Here is a 21,968-nt window from a genome sequence, read left to right as displayed (position 1 = left end):
CCGGACGGCCGTCGTGCTGCCGTGCGCCACCTCAACCGGTGGGCACGCCCTCTCCGGCGCCGACCTCGTCCCGGCCGCGGGGCGCAACCGCGGCCGGCCCTCGCCGGTCGGTCCGGAAAGTCCTCGGGTGGCGCCGGCCGCACGGCCGACGCCACGGTGGATGGGCAGGAGCCGGGTGGGCCGCCGGCCAGGTGGTCGGCGGCCCGCCGGTCAGGCGTTCACCGGCGCCAGCGCCGGTTCCACCCCGGTCCAGGACGAGCCCGCCTCCGCCGACCGCGTCACCGCGTCCAGCACGAGCTGGACCTGCAACGCGTCGACGAAGGAGGGGGTCGGGTCGACGCCGGTGGCGATCGCCTCGACCAGGTCACGCATCTGGTGGGTGAAGGAGTGCTCGTAGCCGATGATGTGCCCCGGCGGCCACCAGGCCGACATGTACGGGTGGTCGGCCTCGGTGACCAGGATCCGGCTGAAGCCCTGCTCGGCGGCGGGCCGCGTGGCGTCGTAGAACTCCAGCTCGTTGAGGCGTTCCAGGTCGAACACGACGGTGCCGAGCGAGCCGTTGATCTCGACCCGCAGGGCGTTCTTCCGGCCGGTGGCGAACCGGCTCGCCTCGTACGTGGCCAGCGCCCCGCCGTCGAGCCGGGCGACGAAGACCGCCGCGTCGTCGACGGTGACCGGCCCGGTGGCCGGCTCCGCCCCGTCCGCGCCGTTCGCGGAGGCGGCCAGCCCGCTGGACTCCGCCGGCAGCGGTCGCTCCTTGACGAACGTCTCGGTCACCGCGCTGACCCCGGTGATCCGCTGCCCGGTCACGAACTGGGTGAGGTCGATGATGTGCGCGCCGATGTCGCCGAGCGCGCCGGAGCCCGCCCTGTCCTTCTGCAACCGCCAGACCAGCGGGAACTGCGGATCGACGATCCAGTCCTGGAGGTAGACCGCGCGGACGTGCCGGATGACGCCCAGCCGGCCGCTGGCCACCAGGTCCCGCATCATGGTGACGGCGGGCACCCGACGGTAGTTGAAACCGCACATCGACCGGACCCCGGCGGCCTGGGCCTTCGTCGCCGCGGCGACCATCGCCCGGGCCTCCTCGACCGTGTTGGCCAGCGGCTTCTCGCACAGCACGTGCTTGCCGGCGGCCAACGCGGCCAGGGTGATCTCGGCGTGGCTGTCGCCGGGCGTGCAGACGTCGACCACGTCGATGTCGTCCCGGGTGACCAGGTCACGCCAGTCGGTGGTGTACGCGTCCCAGCCGAGCCGGTCGGCGGCGTCGGCCACCTTCCCGGTGTCCCGGCCGCAGATCAGCGCCATCCGGGCCCGTGCCGGCAGGTCGTACACCCGGTTCACGGTGCGCCACGCCTGCGAGTGCGCGGCGCCCATGAACGCGTAGCCGACCAGGCCGATCCGCAGTTCTCTGCTTACAGTGGACAAGGTGGGTCTCTCCCTGTGTGTCAGAACCCGAGCTTCAGGTAGTCGCCCGCGTTCTCCTTGGTGATCGTCTCCGAGGCGAGCACGATCTCCTTCGGTACCTGGAGTTCCACCAGGTCGGACATGCCCTTGCCCTGGCCGATCAGCCGCGCCAGGGAGATGGCCGAGGAGGCCATCGAGGGGCTGTAGGTGACCGTCGCCTTCAGCACGGTGTTGTCCGCCTGGATGTCCTCCATGGCCTTCTTCGAGCCCGCGCCGCCGATCATGAAGAACTCGCTGCGGCTGGCCTGGTTGACCGCGGCGAGGACGCCGATGCCCTGGTCGTCGTCGTGGTTCCAGATGGCGTCGATCTTCGGCAGGGCCTGGAGCAGCCCGGTGGCGGCCTGCTGGCCGGAGTCCGCGGTGAACTCGGCCGCCCGCCGGTTGGCCACCTTGAACCCGGCCTGGGCCAGGGTGTCGGCGAAGCCCTTGGAGCGCTCCTGGGTCAGCTCCAGCGAGTCGATGCCGGCGATCTCGCCGATGATCGGGGCGCTGACGCCCTTCGCCTTGAACTGCTCGATCATGAAGTTGGCGGCGGCCACGCCCATGCCGTAGTTGTCGCCCTTGATCTGGGTCCGGTACGCCTTGGCGTCCGGGAAGGCCCGGTCCAGGTTGACCACCGGGATGCCGGCCTGCATCGCCTCCAGACCGAACGCGTTGAGCTCCTTGCCGTCGTGCGGCAGCAGCACGATCACGTCCGGCTTCTGGGAGAGCAGGGTGGACAGCGCCGCCCGCTGGGCCGCCGCGTCCGCGCCGGCCTCGACGGTCTTGAACTCCACGTCGGAGTACGCCCCCGCCTGGGCCTTGGCGTTGTTGGTGATGGCGGCGATCCAACCGTGGTCGGCGGCCGGCGCGGAGAAGCCGATGGTGACGCGCTTGCCGGGCTCGGCGTTGCCGCCGGTCTCGGCGGCCTTGGTCTGCGCGGCGGTCGGCTCGGTCTCGTTGCTGGTGCAACCGGCGAGCAGCGCGCCGGCGCCGAGCGCGGCCGTGCCGAACAGCATCCGGCGACGCGACAGGTCGCGGCTCTGCGTGGTCATCGTGACCTCCTGGGGGTCAGGTGGTGGAGGAAATGTCGGCTGAGGAAGGTGTGGTGGTCCCGGCCACCGTCCGATCGGGTCGGTGGCCGCTGGTGGGTGCCCGGCCCCGAGGGGCCGGGCGGCTCAGGCGGCGGTGGGCTTGTTGCGGTTGAAGAACCCGGTGACGCTGCGGTACTGGACCTGCTGGACCAGGACCGCGGCGACGATGATGCCGCCCTTGACCATGTTCTGGGCCTCGGTGGAGAGCCCGTTGATGGCGAACAGGTTGGTGATGGTGGAGAAGATGATCACGCCGAGCAGGGAGCCGACGACGGTGCCCCGGCCGCCGCTGAGCAGCGTCCCGCCGATGATCGCGGCGGCGATCGCGTCGAGCTCGTACAGGTTGGCCATGGCCGCCTGGGCCGAGTTGGCCTGGGCGGTGAGCATGATGGCGGCGATGCCGCAGCAGACGCCGGAGAGCGCGTAGAGCAGCACGGTGTGCCGCTTGACGTTGATGCCGGCCAGTCGGGCCGCCTCCGGGTTGCCGCCCACGGCGACCGTACGCCGGCCGAAGGTGGTGCGGTTGAGCAGCACCCAACCGGCGATCACGACCGCGGCCAGGATGTAGACCAGCAGCGGGATGCCGAGCACGTTGGTGCTGGCGATGCCGTTGATGGCGCCGTTGTCCGAGACCTGCGTCTGCTTGTCGGAGATCTCCGCCGCCAGGCCCCGGGCGGCCACCAGCATCGCCAGCGTCGCGATGAACGGCACCAGCCTGCCGTACGAGATGAGCACCCCGTTGACCAGGCCGACGCACAACCCGACGACGACCGCGGTGAAGATCATGCCGCCCGCGCCGAAGCTCTGGGTGGCGACGGTGGTGCACCAGACGCCGGCCAGCGCGACGATCGCCCCGACCGAGAGGTCGATGCCACCGCCGATGATCACGAAGGTCATGCCGACCGTGACCACGCCGACCACCGACGCCAGCTTGAGGATGGTGAGGGTGTTGTCCCACACCCAGTCCGGGTTGGAGTAGAGGTCCGGCCGGGTGGCGATCCCGATGATCACGAGGATGACCAGGACGGCGATCAGACCGAGGTTGCGTCGGGCGCCCTCACCGCTGTCGCCCTTCCAGAAGGAGAGCCGGCCCGTTGCCGGCTCCCGGTGGGTCGCCGCCTCGGTGCCCTCCTTGCTGACCGGCGGGGACTGGGCCGGCAGGTCGGCGGGCCGTTCCGGTGTCGTGGTGCCTGTCGCGTCGCTCATGCCGCCCCCTCGCTGCGCTCGGCGCCGGCCTGAGGCTCGTTCGCGCCGATCAGTCTGATTCGCTCGCTCCGCGCGCTCATGCCGGCGCGCCTTCCATGAGGGACCCCGCCATGACGAGGTCGAGCACGGTGTCTTCGTCAAGTTCGCCGGCCGGCGCCTCGCGCACGACCCGGCCCTCGCGCATCACCAGCACCCGGTCGGCCAGACCGAGCACCTCGGGCACCTCGCTGGAGACCAGCAGCACCCCGACGCCCCGGGCGGCCAGCCCCCGGATCACCTGGTACAGCTCGGCCCGCGCGCCCACGTCCACGCCCCGGGTCGGCTCGTCCAGCAGCAGCAGCCGGGTGTCGCCGAGCAGCCAGCGCCCCACCACCACCTTCTGCTGGTTGCCGCCGGAGAGCGTCCGCACCGGGCGCAGCACGTCGCGGGGGCGCAGTTCGAGCAGGTCGGCGATCCGGTTCGCCTCGGCGCGCTCCCGCCCGGCGTTGGTGAAGCCCAGCCGGGCGAACCGGGCGAAGGTGGCCAGGGTGACGTTGCGGTAGATCGGCTCACCGAGCAGCAGCGCCTGGCTCTTGCGCTCCTCCGGGGCCATGCCGAGCCCGGCGCGGACCGCCGCGCCGACGCTGCCCGGCCGCAGGGCGCGACCGGCCACGGCGACCGTGCCCGCGTCCGGCCGGCGGGCGCCGAAGATCGTCTCCAGCACCTCGGACCGGCCGGAGCCGACCAGCCCGGCGATGCCCACGATCTCCCCCGCCCGCACCCGCAGCGACACGTCGCTGAACTCGCCGGCCCGGCTCAGCCCGTCGACCCGGAGCAGCTCGTCGCCCACGCCGTCGTCGGCCGGGCGCTCCGGGAAGACGTACTCGATGCTGCGCCCGGTCATCCGGCTCACCAGGTCGTTGGTGGGGGTGGTCCGGGCGGGCAGGTTGGCGGCGGTGGTGCGGCCGTCCTTGAGCACGGTGACCCGGTCGCCGATCTCGCGGATCTCCTCCATCCGGTGCGAGATGTAGATGACGGCGATGCCCTGCGCGGTCAGCTCCCGGATGATGCGGAAGAGGTTGCCCACCTCGTCGTGGGCGAGCACCGCGCTCGGCTCGTCCATGATGATCAGCCGGGCCTCGTGGGAGAGCGCCCGGGCCATGCTGACGATCTGCTTGCCGGCTGCCGGCAACGCCCGGACCATCCGGCCCGGCGGGATCTCCGGGTGGCCGAGCCGACCCAGGATCTCCCGGGTACGGCGGGCCATGTGACCACGGCGCACGAACCCGAGCCGACGCGGCTCGTGACCCAGGAACGCGTTCTCCGCGACCGAGAGATCCTCGACGAGGTCCAGCTCCTGGTAGATGGTGGCGATGCCGGCGCGCATCGCGGCCTGCGGGTTGGCGAAGACGGTCGGCCCGCCCCGCCACTCGACCAGCCCGGAGTCCGGCCGGTGCACGCCCGCGAGGACCTTGATCAGGGTGGACTTGCCGGCGCCGTTCTGACCGAGCAGGCAGTGCACCTCGCCCGCCCGCACCTCCAACTGCACGCCGTCCAGGGCCCGGACGCCGGGGAATGTCTTGACCACGTCGGTCAGTCGCAGCACCACGTCACCGACGACGGTGTCGGCGGATGCTCCGACCAGGGGTTGACTGTCCATGCCGCCTCCCGGCTGGTCGTCTCTTGTGCTCATGACGCCTCGAGGAAGGCGACGTCGCTGGCGAGCACCGCCGCCCCGGCGACCCCGGCCCGCGACCCCAGCTCGGAGAGGACCACCGGCAGGTTGCCGGTGGCGAGCGGGAGCGACCGGCGGTAGACCACGCTGCGGATCTCGGCGAGCAGGATGTGCCCGAGCTGGGCCAGCCCGCCACCGATCACGATCATGGACGGGTTGGTGAAGCTGACCAGTCCGGCCAGCACGCCACCGACCCGCCGCCCGCCGTCGCGGATGAGCTGGATGCAGGTCACGTCCCCCTCCACCGCGCCCAGCGCGACGTCGAGGGCGCTGACCGCGCCGCGGTCGGCCAGCCGCTCCGCCAGGGCCGGGGACGACCCGCCGCGCGCGGCGACGGTCGCCTCCCGGGCCAGGGCCGCGCCGCTGAACAGCGCCTCCAGGCAGCCGGCGTTGCCGCAGGAGCACATCGGACCGTTCGGGTCGACCTGGATGTGCCCGATGTCGCCGGCACAGCCGTCGGTGCCCCGGTAGACCTCGCCGCTGAGGTAGATGCCGCACCCGATGCCGGTGCCGATCTTGATGAAGAGGAAGTCGTCCACCGAGTGCGCCACGCCGCCGTGCCGCTCGCCGATGGCCATGATGTTGACGTCGTTGTCGACCACCGCCGGGCAGCCGTGTTCCCGGGTCAGCAGCTCGCGCACCGGGAACCGGTCCCAGCCCGGCATGATCGGCGGCGAGACCGGCACGCCGTCGCGGAAGCTCACCGGGCCGGGCAAGCCGACGCCGATCGCGTCGAGCCGCTCGTACACCCCGTCGGCCTTCGCCTTGTGCAGCAGCTCGTTGACCCGGTGCATCGTCGCCTTGGGCCCGGACCGGATGTCGGCCGGCTCGGCGTACGCGGCGACCGGTTCGAGCCGGCCGTCGACCACCTCGACGTCGATCGAGCTGGCGCCCATGTCCACCGCCGCGAAGCGCAGCCTGGGATTCAGCTCGACCAGGGTGGACCGGCGACCGCCCCGGGAGGCGGCCAGACCGGCCTCGGCCACGTAGCCGAGCGTGACCAGTCGGTCGAGCTCGGCGAGCAGTCGTGGCCGGGGCATCTGGAGCCGGTCGGCGAGCTCCGCCCGGGACACCGCGCCCTCGTCGCGCAGCAACCGCAGCAGCCGCAGGTGCAGGTGGTCGGCCGTCCGCACCAGGCTCACCTCGATTCCAGCCGTTCACATCGACGGAATGTCGATGTGTTGTGCCCGACACAGTAGGAGTCTTCCGCAGCACGTGTCTAGGGCTTCAGCGAATCAGGCTCCAACTTTTGTCTTCTCGGACAAAAGCTACGGATGGTGTCGCTCCGACGCCACGGGCGCCGCCCCGACCGCCCGGGGCGGCTCTCGGCCGCCCGGGGCCGGGCGCCGCCCGCGCCGGCCCTCCGCTGGCGGGGAGCGCCGGTCGACAGCCGACGAGCCGGCCGCCTGGTCGGCGGCCGGCTCGTCGCGGGACTCGTCGGGCTCTCGTCGGACGCCCTCCCGGGCGCGGCGGAGCAGGTCAGCGCTTCTTGCGGAGCTTACGGTCGTCCCGCAGCTCGACGTACGGCTCCCGGTCCGGCGGGTGCCCGGCCGCGATGGCCCGACTCCGTTCGAGCTCGGCGTCGAACTCCGCGCCCAGCAGGATGGCGATGTTGCTCAACCAGAGCCAGACCAGGAAAATGATCACGCCGGCGAGCGCCCCGTACGTCTTGTTGTACGAGCCGAAGTTGCTGACGTAGAAGGCGAACAGGCCGGAGATCGCCACCCAGAGCACCACCGCGAGCACCCCGCCCGGGCTGACCCAGCGGAACCCGCCGTGCCGGGCGTTCGGCGACGCCCAGTACAGGATGGCGAACATCAGGCTCACCAGGATCAGCAACACCGGCCACTTGGCCACGTTCCACACCGCGACAGTGGTCGAGCCGAGCCCGATCGCCTCGCCGGCGGCCTCGGCCAGCCGACCCGTGAAGATCACGATGACCGCGCTGACCAGCAGCAGCACTCCGATCACGGCGGTCACCCCGACCCGGATCGGCAGGGTCTTCCAGATCGGCCGCCCCTCGGGCACGTCGTAGATGGAGTTCGACGCGCGCATGAACGCGGCGACGTAGCCGGAGGCCGACCAGAACGCGGCCAGCAGACCGATCACCGCCGCGACGCTGGCCAGCCCACCGGAGGCGCCCGCCTGGTCGATGGCGCCCTCGATGATGGCGCGGATGTTCTCCTCCGGCACCGCCTCGGTGACCGTGTCCCGGACCTCGTCGGTGGCGTTCTGGCCGAGCAGCCCGAGCAGGGAGATCAGCACCAGCAGCCCGGGGAAGATCGACAGCACGCCGTAGTACGTCAGGGCCGCCGCCCAGTCGGTGAGGCTGTCGTCGGAGAACTCCCGGAACGTCCGGCGCAGCGTGTCCAGCCAGCCGGTGCCGGACAGCTCGGTCGGGCTGTCCGGGCCGTCGCCCGGCCCCACCGGGCGGTTCCGTCCCCCGGCCGGGCGGTCCGGGTCGTCGTCGGCCCGGGTCGGGCGGTCGGCGCCGGTCGGGCGGTCGGCGCCGGTCGGGCGGTCGGCGCCGGTCCGGCCCGGCCGGTCGACGTCGTCCCGGTCGGCGGTGGTCACCGCACGGTCGCGCCGCGATCCGCGGCCGGTGGGCTCGTCGGAGGCCATCGCCCCTCCCTCAGGTCGGCTGTCTCCTCCTCGTCATGCCCCACCGGCCGACCGGATAACCCACCATCGCGGGGACCGACCCGATGTCACACCCACCCGCGGGCCGGGGCGCCCACGTGGGCGCCCCGCTCACCGCCCCGCTCGGCGCGGGTCCGCGAGACCGGGTCGGGCGCCCGCGCGAGCGTCCGGGTGGCCACGCCGGGGCGGCCACCCGACCGACGCCGATGCCGATCACCAGCCCGGCGGCGGCGGCCAGTTCGAGCAGGCCGATCAGGCGGGACAGGTTGGTCGACAACCCCAGGTGCCGCGCCGACTCGGCGGCCTGGGGCACGTTGAACACCTTGAAGAGCCCGATGACGACGAACGCGACAGCGAGGAGCAGGGACAGGACGACGAGCGCGATGAACATGGAGCCTCCCGGGGCGAGGTGTCGGTGTGTCGGATGGGGGCGACGGCCGGTCCGGTAGGCCGTCGCCGGTGGTCAGGCCGATCCGGGCCGGGGGCCGGCCGGGACGATCACCGCGACGCCGACGGCCCGGCGCTCGACCCCGCGAGGTCGCGGACGGCGTCGAGGGCCGCCGCCAGGGACGCCTCGGCCTGCGCCGTGAACGGCGGCCCAGGTCGGTGAGCCGGTCGGCCAGCTCCGCCCAGGCGGTGAACTTGGCCAGGTCGAGGTCCAGCTCGGCCAGCCGTTCCTTGGGCGCGATGCCGACGAGGTGGGCCAACTGCTCCTCGCGGGGTAGCCCACGGAGCTGGTCGGGCAGGTCGAGGGACTGTCTCTTGTCGATCAGTGCGAGGAAGAACGCCAGGTTGGTGGCGGTCTCGACGAAGTCGAGCTCGTTCATCCGGTACTTGATGTGCGGTGGCAGGTTGAAGCTGCCGACGAAGTCGACCCGCTCGCCCTCGGCCTCCAGCCGTTTGGCGATCTCGAAGGCCACCGCCCCGCCGTACGAGTAGCCGGCGACCGCGTACGGGCCGTGCGGTTGCCGGGACCGGATGGCCGTGAGGTACGTGTCGACCATCTCGGCCATGCTGGCGAACGGGGTCTCGCCGGCGTTGAAGCCCCGGGTCCGCAGCGCGTGGAACGGCCGGTCGCCGACGAAGTACCTGGCGAGGTTCACGAAGACCAGCACCTCGCCGACCCCGGGGTGCACGCAGAACAGCGGCGTCCTGTCCCCGCTGCCCTGCAACGTGACGACCGGGTCGTACGGCCGTTGGACGGCGGCGTCGTCGGTGGGCCGCGCGGCCAGGGCGCGGACGCTCGGCGCGGTCGGCACCGTGATGATCTCCAGATCCGTCACGCCCAACCGGCGGGCAGCCGTCGGCGGTGAAGGCGGCCCGGGTGGCCGGCTCGTCGCGGTGGTGGCCGGGGGTGACCATCGGGCCGGTGAGCTGGAGCTCGCCCACCTGGCCGGGGGGGGCAGCTCGCGGTCCTGGTCGTCCACCACGCGCATCCGCAGGCCGGGCACGCAGGTGCCGAGGTTGGCGAACTTTTGGCCGGTGTCGGCGGCCGGGAAGTCGGTGGAGTAGATGCTGCCGGCGCAGGTCTCGGTCATGCCGAACGCGGGCCACAGCGCCGAGGGCGCGAGACCGTGGGGCGCGAACCGGTCGAGGAAGGGGAGTTGCCGGTCGAGCCGGAGGTGTGCGCCAAGTCACTCGGCGTGACTGATCATCTTTTCCGTCGGCCCTGTCGACTATTCGGAACAGGCCGGAAACAAAATGGTGATCAGGCGAGGGCGGACCGGGCGGCAGCCACCAGTCGACCGGTCTCCGCGACCACCTCGGGGTCGTCGACCGGGGTGCCCGGGTCGTAGCGGACCGTCCACGTCAACCCGTCCACGCCGGGCACCCGCCGGGCGGCGATCCGACCCGCCCCGCCGGGCACCTGATGGTGCGCGGTGTACCCCACCGACTTCGTCACCCGGGCGCGCACCTGGTGCGGCAACTCCCCCGGGTCGAGCAGCAGGTACGTCAGCACGGGCGCGTCGGCGACCACCAGCCAGCCGTCCCGCTCCGCGACCGGCTCGGCCGGGGTCACGGTCAGCTCCCGCCCGGACCACACCGCCTTGAGGACGTCGTGCCATCCCAGCCGCTCGGCCCGGCCGGGCAGCCAGAGCCCCAGATTGGTGGCGGCCACCACGCCGTCGCCGGAGTCACCGACCCCGGCCCAGGCGAGCACCCGCTCGTGCGCCGCCAACGCCGGCCGGCGCGCGGCCGGAAGTCTGCGCCGACGCTGGAACAGCCCCATCACAGACCTCCCGCCGCCTGCTCGCGCAGCGCCCGGGCGTGCTGCTCCAACGACAGCAGCTCCCCGAAGAGCGCGAAGTACTCGTCCTTCTCCGCCACCGGGTTCACCCGCTGGATCCTGGACTTGAGCTCCCTGATCCGGCCGGTCACCGAGCCCCACTGCAACGTGGCCAGCGTGACCGACACGTACCGGGGATCGGGCTCGCCGTCGATCCGCAGCGGCTCCACCGCCAGCTCGGCGACCAGCGCCTGCGCGCCCAGGTCGGGGCAGGCGTCCTGGACCTGGCCGATCCAGACCGCCCCGCCGGTCGCCGCCGTCACCCCGCCGACCGCCGCGACCGCCGACCGCACCACCTGGTGTACCGGATGCCGGTACGCGTCCGCGTCGACCGCGTCGAACATCGGGCCGGCCAGCACCGGCTCCTGGAGGGCCAGCTTCAGCGCCTCCCGCTCGACCATCGACTGCGGGCTGTCCACCGCCGGCCCCCGCCGGACCGGCGCGGGACGCCCCTCCCGGCCCGGATCGGCCCCGGCGGCGGCCACCGCCCGCTGCACCGGCTCGATCTCCATGCCGAGGTCACCGGCAAGCTTGCGGACGTACTCGGGACGCTTCTCGGCGTCCTTGAGCTTCGCCACCAGCGGGGCGGCCCGGCGCATCGCCTCCACCCGACCGTCCACGGTGTCCAGGTCGAACCGGCTGATCACGTGCCGCAACGCGAAGTCCACGAGCGGCTCGCGGCGGGCCACCAGATCCCGGACGGCCAGGTCGCCCTTTGCCAGCCGCAGCTCGCACGGGTCCATGTTGTCCGGGCTGACCGCGATGAACGTCCGCCCGACGAACCGCTGGTCGTCGTCGAAGGCGCGCAGCGCGGCCTTCTGGCCGGCGGCGTCCCCGTCGAAGGTGAAGATGACCTCGCCGGCCACGTCGTCGGTGTCCAGCAGCAGCCGGCGCAGCACGCCGATGTGGTCCGCGCCGAAGGCGGTGCCGCAGGTCGCCACGGCGGTGCTCACGCCAGCCAGGTGGCAGGCCATCACGTCGGTGTACCCCTCGACGACCACCACCCGCCCCTGCCTGGCGATCTCCCGTTTGGCCTGGTCGAGGCCGTACAGCACGTGCGACTTCTTGTAGATCGGCGTTTCGGGGGTGTTCAGGTACTTCGGTCCGTCGTCGTCGTCGAACAGCTTGCGCGCCCCGAAACCGATCACGTCGCCGGCGAGGTCCCGGATGGGCCAGAGCAGCCGGCGGCGGAACCGGTCGATCAGCGAGCCGGACCGGGCCGGCCGGGACAGCCCGGCGGTGACCAGCTCGTCGTGGCTGAACCCCTGCTGACGCAGATGCTTCGTGAGCAGGTCCCAGGCGTCCGGGGCGAAACCACAGCCGTACCGCTGGGCGGCGGCCCGGTCGAAACCGCGCTCGGCGAGGAACTCGCGGGCCGGACGGGCCCCGGCCGTGCCGAGCTGGGCGGCGTAGAACTCGGCGGCGGCGGCGTGCGCGGCGACCAGCCGTTGCCGCTGGCCCTGCTGCTGCCGCGCGCGCGGCGCCGGCTTGCCGTCCTCGACGTACCGGAGCTGAATGCCGGCGCGGGCGGCCAGCCGCTCCACCGACTCGACGAAGCTGAGGTGCTCGGCGTCCATCAGGAACTTGATCGCGTCGCCGCCGACGCCGCAGCCGAAGCAGTAGAAGACGTTACGGGCCGGCGAGACGTTGAACGAGGGGCTCTTCTCGTCGTGGAACGGGCAGAGGCCCTTGAGGTTGCCGCCGCCGGCCGAGCGCAGGGTGACCGTCTCCGAGATGACGTCCCCGATCGAGGTGCGCTCCCGGACCAGCGCGATGTCCTCGTCCCGGATCCGTCCCGCCATCGGTCACCCCCTCGGCGTACATCCTGCCCTGCCGGACCGGCGACCGGCCCGGCGGGGTTCGGAGGGGTGACCGCCGTCGACGGACCCGGCGGGCGGCGGTCAGGAGCCGCGCCGCCAGAAGTGCCGGGTGACCGAGGGCGGGTCCTCGTCCTCGTACGACCGGGCGGCCCGCACCGCCGTGGCCAGGCCGGCCGGGCGGCGGGTCCGGGTCGGCTGGACCAGCGGATCCCGGGCCAGGTCGCGCAGCAGCGCCACGGCGAGACCGAGCATCACCACCACGAACGGCAGGGCCACCATGATGGTGGCCTGCTGCAACGCGTCGAGCCCGCCGACCAGCAGCAGCACCGCGGCGACCGCGCCGATCAGCACCCCCCAGAGGACCACCACCGGCCGGTACGGCCGCAGCGCCCCCCGGGAGCTCAGCGAGCCGAGCACCAGCGAGGCGGAGTCGGCGCTGGTCACGAAGTAGATCGAGATCAGCACCATGGCCAGCACGCTGGTGACGGTGGCCAGCGGCAGCGTGTCGAGCAGCCCGAACAGCGCCTGCTCGCTGCTGGCCGCCGCGTCGGCCACCAGGTCCCGGGCGCCGGTGGCCTGGGCGCGCAGCGCGCTGCCGCCGAGCACCGCGAACCAGACCGCGCTGGCCCCGCTCGGCACGAGCAGCACCCCGATCAGGAACTGCCGGATGGTCCGACCCCGGGAGATCCGGGCGATGAAGACGCCGACGAACGGCGCCCAGGAGATCCACCAGGCCCAGTAGAAGATCGTCCAGCCGCCGAGCCAGGACGGGTCGGAGAACGCCCCGGTCCGGGTGGACATGGTGACCAGGTCGCTCAGGTAGTCGCCGACGGCGGCGGGCAGGACCTCCAGGGTGTAGATGGTCGGGCCGAGCACGAAGACGAACAGCAGCAGCCCGACCGCCAGCAGCACGTTCGTGGTGGAGAGCCACTTGATGCCCCGGTGCAGGCCGGAGAAGGCGGAGACGACGAAGGCCAGCGTCAACGCTCCGATCACCACCAGCTCGACGGTGGTGGTGTCCGGCACCCCGGCGACGAGGTCCAGCCCGGCGGCGACCTGGAGCGCGCCGAGACCCAGGCTGGTCGCCGAGCCGAAGACGGTGGCGAAGACGGCCAGCAGGTCGATCACCCGACCGGCCACGCCGTCGGCCCGCCGACCGAGCAGCGGGGTGAAGGCCGCCGAGATCCGGTTGTCCCGACCCCGCCGGAAGGTCGAGTACGCCAGCGCGAGCGCCACCACGGCGTAGATGCCCCACGGGTGCAGGGTCCAGTGGAAGAGGGTGTACTGCATGGCCGCCGCCCCGGCCGCGCCGGTCTGCGGCTCGACCCCGCTGGCCGGCGGTGGCGTGGCGTAGTGCTGGATCGGCTCGGCCACGGCGAAGAAGACCAGACCGATGCCCATGCCGGCGCTGAACATCATGGCCACCCAGGCGAGGCCGGAGAACTCCGGCTCCTCGTCGTCGGCGCCGAGCCGGACCCGACCGAACCGGGACACCGCGAGCACCACGGCGAGCACCAGGAACGCGTCCGCGGCCACCACGAAGAACCAGCCGAAGGTGTCGATCACCCAGGCCAGGCCGGAGGTGCCGAACGAGGCCAGGGAGTCCCGGCCGGCCACGCCCCAGACGACCACGGCCAGCACCCCGCCGACGCCGAGCGCGAGCACCAGGGGGTCGGCGGCCCGGCTCGCGGGACGTGACTTCTCCTCGACCATGCTGCCCACCCTGCCAGAATCGCGAATGATGCGCCATGCATACCATTCGTCATCCTCATCCCGATGCCGGATGCCCTTCCACCCCGGGCTCAGTGGATCGCGGCGGTCTCCTCCCGCTCGATCTGACGGTTCCAGTCCGGCTTGCTCGACCGCCAGCCCTCGTCGTCGAAGCCACGCCGCCAGTAGCCGGAGATCGACAGCATCTCCCGGGACACCCCCCGCTCGACGCGCAGCAGCCTGCGCAGCTCCCGGACGAAGGTCGCCTCACCGTGCACGAAGGCGTGCACCACGCCCGACGGGAACGCCAGCGCGCGGACCGCGTCGACCAGGGCCTCGCCGACCGGCCGGTCGCCCCGGTGCAGCCAGACCAGGTCGACCGCGCCGGGACTGGGCAGCGGCTGCTCGTCCGCCGGCCCGTCGACCTCCACGAAGACCCGGGCCGGCACGCCGGCCGGCAGCCGCTCCAGCGCCGCCGCGATCGCCGGCAGGGCGCTCTCGTCGCCGACGAGCAGGTGCCAGTCGGCCTCCGGGCTCGGCGCGTACGCGCCGCCGGGGCCGGTGAAGTGGACCGGGTCGCCGGGCCGCAACCCGGCCGCCCACGGACCGGCCACCCCCTCGTCGCCGTGGTGCACGATGTCGATGGTCATCCGGGCCGCCACCGGATCCCAGGCCCGCACGGTGTACGCCCGCAGCCGGGGCCACTGCTCGGCGGGCAGGTCCCGGCGGATCGCGGCGAGGTCGAACGGCGTCGGATACGACACCCCGGGCCGGGGGAACAGCAGCTTCACGTAGTGGTCGGTGTGCTCGCCCAGCGGCAGGCCGACCAGCTCGTCACCGCCCACGACCAGGCGGATCACGTACCGGGTGAGGCGGTCGGCGCGGACGACGTGGGCGGTGGTGACCTTCTTCGGACGGTCGCTCATGGCGTCAGGCTAACCCCGCCCCGACGACGACGGACGGTCGGTCGACGGCCCCGGGCGGGGCGTCGGACGGTCGGTCGACGGCGTCAGGGCGGGCGGGTGGCTCAGGTGACCAGTCGACGGTGCCAGGCCACCGCGGCCGGGTCGGTCAGCGACGCGACCTGGTCGACCACCACCCGCAGCCGGGCGGCGTCGTCCGGGGCGGCCCGCCACCACGGCGCGAACACCGGGTCCAGGGCGTCCCCGCCCCGCGCCACCAGCGCCGCCACCAGCCCGCCCAGCAGCTCCCGCTGGCGGGCGTACCGGGCGCCCGCCCCGGGACCGCGCATCACGTACCGCAGAGCGATGCCCTTGAGCAGCGCGCACTCGGCGCGCGTGCGGCGGGGCACGACCAGGTCGGCGGCGTACCTGTGGTGCGGCCCGGGGCCGTACCGCTCCCGGGTCGCCGCCACCGCCGCGGCCACGAACCGCCCGGTCAGCATGCTGGTCGTCGCCTTCAGCGCCACCTGCGCCCGATGGCTGCCGTCGTGGTCGACGACCGGGGCGAGCACCGGGTCGGCGAGCAGCTCCGCCAGCACGTCGGCCAGGTCCGCGGCGGACTCCCCGGAGTAGACCGCCGCCACGTCCGCGCAGAGGGCCGCCTGCTCGTCGGCGTCGTGCCGCAGCGGCCGGAGCGTGACGTACCCGCCGTGGATGCCGTCCTCCACGTCGTGCACCGAGTACGCCACGTCGTCGGCCCAGTCCATGACCTGCGCCTCCAGGCAGCGTCGACCGGTGGGCGCGCCGGCCCGCAGCCAGTCGAAGACCGCCCGGTCGTCCGGGTACACGCCGAACTTCACCTGGCCGGGGCGGCGCGGCCAGGGATACTTGCTGACCGCGTCGAGGGACGCCCGGGTCAGGTTGAGCCCGGCCGACGTGCCGTCCGGGGCGAGCACCTTGGCCTCCAACCGGGTGAGCACGCGCAGGGTCTGCGCGTTGCCCTCGAATCCGCCGCACTCGGCGGCCAGCGCGTCCAGGGCCGCCTCGCCGTTGTGCCCGAACGGCGGGTGCCCCAGGTCGTGGGCCAGCCCGGCGACGTCCACCACGTCCGGATCACAGCCCAGGCGGGCGCCCATCTCCCGGGCGATCTGCGCCACCTCCAGCGAGTGGGTCAGCCGGGTACGCAGGAAGTCGTCGGTGCCGGCGGTGTGCACCTGGGTCTTCGCGGCGAGCCGACGGAACGCCGCCGAGTGCAGCACCCGCGCCCGGTCCCGCTCGTACGGGCCGCGACCGTGCCCGGTGTCCTTCGGCGACTCGGCCACCCACCGCCGCGTGTCGCCGTCGCCCGGGCGGGCCACGGCAGCCGCCGGGTCGACGTCGGGGTCCACCGCCCGCTCAGCCGGTCTGCTCGCGCTGGCGGAACACGCGGAACCCGTTCCCCCCGGGGCCGGCGGGCCCGGCCCACCGGCGGGCGCGTCGGGCCGGACCATCGGCGTCGCTCGTCGGGCGCTCCCCCACGCTGGTCATCGGGCCTTCCTTCGCTGCGGACCACGGTGTCTCGGGCCAGCCCAGGTTACGCCGACCGGCGGCGGCCGGCGCGGTGACGACGACCGACCCAGGTCACCCCCACCCTCCCAGCCGGAGCGACGGTTCGGCGGAGCACGCATCGACCGAACGGGCCTGGAGGTGTGGACCGATCGCGGACCGCTGCGGGACCACGGGGACCAGTGGCCGCCGGTAACGTCCCAGGAGCGGAACGTCACCGACGCCACGCGGCGGTGACCCGAGCACCCGGGAGGGCGATCGTGGACGCTGACGCGTTGATCGACGCGGAGTTGCGGCTGCTGCGGGCCGGTCGGCCCGAGGTGTCCGGCGTCGTCCTGGCCGGCACGGACGGTCTGTTGGTCGCCAGCGACCTGACCGAGCCGGCGGCCACCCACCTCGCCGCGCTCGCCGCCGCGAGCTTCGGCCTCGGCCAGCGGTTCGCCCTCGCGGTGGAGCAGGGCGAGTTCCGCGAGCAGGTGGTCCGGACGACGGCCGGTCACGTGGTCGTGCACCCGGCCGGCGGGCACGCGCTGCTGGTCCTGGTCGTCGGCGCGCAGGCCGACCCCGGGGCGCTGCGCGAGCCGGCGCGGGCGGCGGCCGGGCGGGTCGGCGAGATCGTCGACGCGCACCGGGTCGGGTACGCCGTCCCCACGCCGGTCGTGCCCCGCCCGCTGGTCACCCGCACGCCGATGGCGACGGTTCCCCGGCACCTGCTGCGCGCCGCGCCGGCCTGGCGACGTCCACCGGTCTGATCAGCGGCTGTCGGAGCCGTCGGTCTCGACGACGGCGCGGGCCGCCTCCAGCCGGGCGACCGGCACCCGGAACGGCGAACAGGAGACGTAGTCCAGCCCGACGGCGTGGAAGAAGCGCACCGACTCCGGGTCGCCGCCGTGCTCGCCGCAGACGCCGAGCTTGAGGTCCGGCCGGGCGGCCCGGCCCTCCTCTGCGGCGATGCGCACCAGTCGGCCCACCCCGTCCCGGTCGATCGACTCGAACGGCGAGATGCCGAAGATGCCCAGCTCCAGGTAGCGCCAGAAGAACGCCCCCTCCACGTCGTCCCGGGAGAAACCCCAGGCCATCTGGGTCAGGTCGTTGGTGCCGAACGAGAAGAACTGCGCCGCCTCGGCGATCTGGCCGGCGGTCAGGGCGGCCCGGGGCACCTCGATCATGGTGCCGATCAGCACCTCGATTCCGGCGTCCCGGACCACCTCGGCGATGATCTTCTCGGCTTCGGCGCGTACCGTCTCCAGCTCCTGGACCGCGCCGACCAGCGGGACCATGATCTCCGGTCGGGCGGTGACGCCGCGGCCGGCGCACTCGACGGCCGCCTCGGTGATCGCCCGGACCTGCATCGCGAACAGGCCGGGGATCACCAGCCCGAGGCGCACGCCCCGCAGGCCGAGCATCGGGTTCTCCTCGTGCATCCGCCGGACGGCGGCCAGCAGCGCCTCCTCCTGGGCCACGTCCTCGCCGCGTTCCTGGGCGACGGCGACGTTCACCGCGAGCTGCTCCAGCGGGGGAAGGAACTCGTGCAACGGCGGGTCGATCAGCCGGACGGTGACCGGCAGCCCGTCCATCTCCCGGAAGATGTCCACGAAGTCGGCCCGCTGCAACGGCAGCAGGGCGGCGAGGGCGGCCTCCCGCTCGTCGTCGGCGCGCGCCAGGATCAGCCGCTCGACCAGCTCCCGGCGGTCGCCGAGGAACATGTGCTCGGTGCGGCACAACCCGATGCCCTCCGCGCCGAAACGCCGGGCCCGGGCGGCGTCCGCGCCGGTGTCGGCGTTGGTCCGCACCGCCAGCCGCCGCCGCCCGTCGGCGTGCGTCATGATCCGGTGCACGGCCCGTACCAGCGCGTCGTCGGTGGTGGCCGGGTCGAGCGTGCCCTCGAAGTACTGCACCACCTCCGACGGCGTCACCGGCACCTCGCCGAGGTAGACCCTGCCGGTGGTGCCGTCGACCGACACCACGTCGCCCTCGACGACGGTGTGTCCGCCCACGGTGAACCGCCGTGCCGGGACGTTCACGTCGATCTCGTCCGCGCCGGAGACGCAGGTCTTTCCCATGCCCCGGGCGACCACCGCCGCGTGGCTGGTCTTGCCGCCGCGCGAGGTGAGGATGCCCTGGGCGGCGATCATGCCCGGCAGGTCGTCCGGGTTGGTCTCCCGCCGGACCAGGACGACCTTCTCCCCCGCGCCGGCCAGTTCCACCGCCCGGGCGGTGGTGAAGACCACCTTCCCGGAGGCCGCGCCGGGGGACGCGCCGACCCCCTGCGCCACCGGCGCGAAGTCGTGGTCGAGCTGGAACCGGGGGAACATGAGCTGGGCCAGTTGCGCGCCGGTGACCCGGTGCGTCGCCTCGTCCAGGTCGATCAGCCCCTCGTCGACGAGCTGACCGGCGATGACGAAGGCCGCCGCGGCGGTGCGCTTGCCCACCCGGGTCTGCAGCATCCACAGCTTGCCGCGCTCGATGGTGAACTCGATGTCGCACAGGTCACGGTAGTGCCGCTCCAGCCGGGCCATGATGTCGAGCAGCTCGTCGTACGACGCTTTGTCGATCCGTTCCAGCTCCTGCAACGGGACGGTGTTGCGGATGCCGGCGACCACGTCCTCGCCCTGGGCGTTGGCCAGGTAGTCGCCGTAGACGCCCTGCGCGCCGCTGGCCGGGTCACGGGTGAAGGCGACCCCGGTGCCCGAGTCCGGGCCGAGGTTGCCGAAGACCATCGCGACCACGTTGACCGCGGTACCGAGGTCGGCGGGGATGCGTTCCTGCCGCCGGTAGAGCACCGCCCGCTCGGCGTTCCAGGACTCGAACACCGCCCGGACGGCCAGGTCGAGCTGCTCGCGGGGCTCCTGCGGGAAGTCCCGGCCGGTGTGCGCGCGGAACACCTTCTTGTACGTGTCGACGAGCGCCCGCAGGTCGTCGGCGGTCAGGTCCAGGTCGTCGGTGGTGTCCCTGGCGCGTTTGGCCTCGTCGAGGGCGTGCTCGAACTCCTCGCCCGGCACCTCGCACACGGTCTTGCCGAACATCTGGATCAGCCGCCGGTACGAGTCCCAGGCGAACCTGTCGTTCCCGCCGGCCTGCGCGGAGAGCCCCACCACGCTGCGGTCGTTGAGACCGACGTTGAGCACCGTCTCCATCATCCCGGGCATGGAGAACTTCGCCCCGGAGCGGACGGAGACCAGCAGCGGGTCGTCCGGGTCGCCGAGCCGCCGGCCCATCTGCCGCTCCAGGGCGGTCAGGTGGACGGCCATCTGGTCGGCGAGGCCGTCCGGCTCCCGCCCGGTGGCCAGGTACGCCTGGCACGCCTCGGTGGTGACGGTGAAGCCCGGCGGCACCGGCAGACCCAGGTTGGTCATCTCCGCCAGGTTCGCCCCCTTGCCGCCAAGCAGCTCCTTGAGGTCCCGGTTGCCCTCGGCGAAGTCGTAGACGTACTTGTGTCCCACCGTCTCCTGCACAGCCACCAGAACCTCCCACGCGTACGCCGTTGGACACTTGACGAGAGTTCGCTCGCCGGTCGCCACGGGCCGAACGCCACGAACGCGCAGGTCGGACGGGCCACCGGTGGGCGAAGGTTAAGCGACCGGCCGCCCCTGTGGGTCCGTTCGGTGACAATAGGCACAGTCATCACGACTATCCGCGTTCGTACGGGTTTCTGGGAACGATCCCACGCGCAGGTTCACGCAGCTCAGCCCGGACCGGCGCGGACCCGCGCCCAGGTCAGGTCGGCCAGCCGCAGCCTCAACGCCGGCCCGGCCCGGGCTCGGAAGCGGCCCAGCCCAGCCCGGCCCGGGCTCAGAGCCGGCCCAGCCCGGCCCGGCGGGCCAGCCGGATCGCCTGGCCCCGGTCGGTGGCCTGGAGCTTGTGCAGCACATTGGAGAGATGGTTGCGGACCGTCTTCGGGCTCACCGACAGCCGCCGGGCGACCAGCACGTTGCCCAGCCCCTGGGCGACCAGGTCGAGCACCTGCCGCTCCCGACCGGTCAGCTCCGGAAACGGCGGGGGCGCGTCGACGCGTCCGGCGCAGAGCCGCTCCACCGCCCGGGCGGCGACCCGCGACGCCAACAGCACCTCGCCGTGGGCCACCGCCCGCACCGCCCGCTCCAACTCGGCCGGCCCGGCCCCCTTGTGCAGGTAGCCGCGGGCCCCGGCCCGCAGCGCCACCACGACCGACTCCGGGTCGTCGCGCCCACTCACCACCAGCACGCCCACACCGGGAAGGCGGGCCAGGACCGCACGGACGGCCGCCGCGACCACGGCGCCCCCGCCCGTCAGGTCGAGGACGACCACGTCCGGCCGGTGCCGGGCCACCACGGCCACCACGCCGTCGACGTCGTCGGCGGCGGCCACCACGCCCAGGTCGGGCAGCGCGTCCAGCACGGCCGTCAGCCCCAGCCGGAACACCGGCTGGTCGTCCAGCACGGCCACCCGGATCGCCGGATCCGCCGTACCGCCGGCCGACGGCACGACGGCGAGGTGCCGGTCGACCGGGTCACGGCGCGGGCCACGGGCCCGGCCCGGCTCCAGCGGCGACCCGCCTGCGGCCATCTCTTCCACCTCGCGCCCCCGAGCAGCGGTCCGGGTCCGGCGTGCGCTGACAGCCGGACGTGCGGGTCGACAGTGGCAGAGACGACTCGCAATCCGCGTGCACTCCTGGCAACCATCCGACCGGGTCGCCGCGTCCCGGACAACAGCCGGCCACGGGGGCGCGCGGGCGGCAGGGACGGCCGACAGGACCGTGAGGGGGAGCAGTGGAGTACCGGATCCTGGGGTCGACCGAGGTCACCGAGGGCGGTCGGAGTCTCGCGGTGGGTGGACCCAAGCCGCGACGGGCGCTCGCCGCGCTGCTGCTGGAGGCGGGCCGGGTCGTCCCGGTGGAGAGCCTGGTCGACGCGGTGTGGGGTGACGAGCCGCCACGGAGCGCGGTGAACGCGCTCCAGACGTACGTGTCCCGGCTGCGCCGGGTGCTCGGCGCGGGCACGCTGTGCCGGCACCGGGCCGGTTACCGGCTCACCGCCGACCCGGACCTGATCGACGCGCGCCGCTTCGAGCGGCTCCTCGCGGCGGGACGGGCGGCGCTGGCCGGCGGTGATCCCCGCGTCGGGCACCGACGCGTCGAGGAGGCGCTCGGGCTGTGGCGCGGGCCGGCCCTGCTGGACGTGGGCGACGCCCCGTTCGCCCAGGCCGAGATCGCCCGCCTCACCGAGCTGCGGCTGGTCGCGGCCGAGACCCGGGTCGAGGCGCGGCTCGCGCTCGGTGACGTCAGCGGCAGCGTCGCCGCCGCCCGCGCGCTCGTCGCCGACCAGCCGCTACGCGAACGCGGCGTGGCGCACCTGATGCTCGCCCTGCACCGGGACGGCCGTACGGGCGAGGCGCTGACCACGTACCACGACGTCCGGCGGCTCCTGGTTGACGAGTTCGGCCTCGATCCGGGGGACGGTCTGGCGGAGTTGGCCCAGGCGATCCTGCGGCAGGACCCGGGCCTGCGCGCCGCGCCGTCCCCGGCGCCGCACGCCGTCGGGCCGAGGACGGCCCGCCACCGGGAGTAACCCCGCGCCACCGGCGCGTCGGGCCCGAGCACGCCCCGCCGGCGCGTCGGGCCGGGCA

At 73.5% G+C, this 21,968-nt stretch carries 15 protein-coding genes and 1 pseudogene; 2 read left to right on the top strand and 14 right to left on the bottom strand.

Features of this window, described 5'->3' with window-relative positions; genetic code table 11:
• Positions 1-210: 210 nt before the first annotated feature.
• The 12 genes and pseudogenes from O7606_RS26950 to O7606_RS26895 form a co-directional block, all read right to left on the bottom strand.
• Positions 211-1,428 (bottom strand): Gfo/Idh/MocA family oxidoreductase, encoded by a 1,218-nt coding sequence (locus tag O7606_RS26950; protein WP_281596790.1) that lies wholly within the window; start codon positions 1,426-1,428, stop codon positions 211-213.
• 20 nt (positions 1,429-1,448) lie between these two features.
• Positions 1,449-2,501: a substrate-binding domain-containing protein gene (locus tag O7606_RS26945; protein ID WP_281596789.1), complete on the bottom strand. Its 1,053-nt coding sequence runs from the start codon at positions 2,499-2,501 to the stop codon at positions 1,449-1,451.
• 123 nt (positions 2,502-2,624) lie between these two features.
• Complete coding sequence (locus tag O7606_RS26940; RefSeq protein WP_281596788.1) at positions 2,625-3,746, bottom strand: ABC transporter permease; 1,122 nt, start codon at positions 3,744-3,746, stop codon at positions 2,625-2,627.
• Between the two features lie 76 nt (positions 3,747-3,822).
• Positions 3,823-5,385, bottom strand: coding sequence for a sugar ABC transporter ATP-binding protein (locus O7606_RS26935; RefSeq protein ID WP_281596787.1), 1,563 nt, complete (start codon positions 5,383-5,385; stop codon positions 3,823-3,825).
• Between the two features lie 29 nt (positions 5,386-5,414).
• Positions 5,415-6,593 (bottom strand): ROK family transcriptional regulator, encoded by a 1,179-nt coding sequence (locus O7606_RS26930; RefSeq protein WP_281596786.1) that lies wholly within the window; start codon positions 6,591-6,593, stop codon positions 5,415-5,417.
• 346 nt (positions 6,594-6,939) lie between these two features.
• A complete protein-coding gene (locus O7606_RS26925) occupies positions 6,940-8,082 on the bottom strand; it encodes a YhjD/YihY/BrkB family envelope integrity protein (RefSeq protein WP_281596785.1) in 1,143 nt (380 codons plus the stop codon).
• An 86-nt stretch (positions 8,083-8,168) separates the two neighbouring features.
• Positions 8,169-9,638: a thioesterase domain-containing protein gene (locus tag O7606_RS26920; protein ID WP_281596784.1), complete on the bottom strand. Its 1,470-nt coding sequence runs from the start codon at positions 9,636-9,638 to the stop codon at positions 8,169-8,171.
• A gap of 170 nt (positions 9,639-9,808) precedes the next feature.
• A complete protein-coding gene (locus tag O7606_RS26915; RefSeq protein WP_281596783.1) occupies positions 9,809-10,330 on the bottom strand; it encodes a hypothetical protein in 522 nt (173 codons plus the stop codon).
• A pseudogene (dnaG, locus tag O7606_RS26910) lies at positions 10,330-12,211 on the bottom strand (DNA primase). Before dnaG ends, O7606_RS26915 begins: the two are co-directional and overlap by 1 nt.
• Before the next feature lie 77 nt (positions 12,212-12,288).
• The gene (locus O7606_RS26905) at positions 12,289-13,920 is read right to left on the bottom strand and encodes a BCCT family transporter (RefSeq protein WP_281596782.1); all 1,632 of its coding nucleotides are present in this window, start codon (positions 13,918-13,920) and stop codon (positions 12,289-12,291) included.
• A gap of 89 nt (positions 13,921-14,009) precedes the next feature.
• On the bottom strand, positions 14,010-14,843 hold the full coding sequence (locus O7606_RS26900) for a siderophore-interacting protein (RefSeq protein ID WP_281596781.1): 834 nt from the start codon (positions 14,841-14,843) through the stop codon (positions 14,010-14,012).
• A gap of 101 nt (positions 14,844-14,944) precedes the next feature.
• Positions 14,945-16,177, bottom strand: a complete 1,233-nt coding sequence (locus tag O7606_RS26895) for a deoxyguanosinetriphosphate triphosphohydrolase (protein ID WP_281599903.1) — start codon at positions 16,175-16,177, stop codon at positions 14,945-14,947.
• Between the two features lie 447 nt (positions 16,178-16,624).
• Between O7606_RS26895 and O7606_RS26890 the strand changes: the two genes are divergently transcribed.
• Positions 16,625-17,116 carry a roadblock/LC7 domain-containing protein gene (locus O7606_RS26890; protein ID WP_281596780.1) on the top strand — a complete coding sequence of 164 codons (492 nt, stop codon included), beginning with the start codon at positions 16,625-16,627 and terminating at the stop codon, positions 17,114-17,116.
• On the opposite strand, the gene ppdK is transcribed toward O7606_RS26890, so the two are convergent.
• Both ppdK and O7606_RS26880 read right to left on the bottom strand, forming a co-directional pair.
• On the bottom strand, positions 17,117-19,825 hold the full coding sequence (gene ppdK / locus O7606_RS26885; RefSeq protein ID WP_281596779.1) for a pyruvate, phosphate dikinase: 2,709 nt from the start codon (positions 19,823-19,825) through the stop codon (positions 17,117-17,119).
• 331 nt (positions 19,826-20,156) lie between these two features.
• The gene (locus O7606_RS26880; protein ID WP_281596778.1) at positions 20,157-20,909 is read right to left on the bottom strand and encodes a response regulator transcription factor; all 753 of its coding nucleotides are present in this window, start codon (positions 20,907-20,909) and stop codon (positions 20,157-20,159) included.
• A 203-nt stretch (positions 20,910-21,112) separates the two neighbouring features.
• Here O7606_RS26880 and O7606_RS26875 point away from each other — a divergent pair, with 203 nt between their 5' ends.
• A complete protein-coding gene (locus O7606_RS26875; protein WP_281596777.1) occupies positions 21,113-21,910 on the top strand; it encodes an AfsR/SARP family transcriptional regulator in 798 nt (265 codons plus the stop codon).
• Positions 21,911-21,968: the final 58 nt, after the last annotated feature.

This window comes from Micromonospora sp. WMMD882, assembly GCF_027497255.1.
Taxonomy (GTDB): domain Bacteria; phylum Actinomycetota; class Actinomycetes; order Mycobacteriales; family Micromonosporaceae; genus Micromonospora.
Note: the sequence above shows the minus strand (reverse complement) of the source record. Positions and strands in the feature narration are given on the sequence as shown.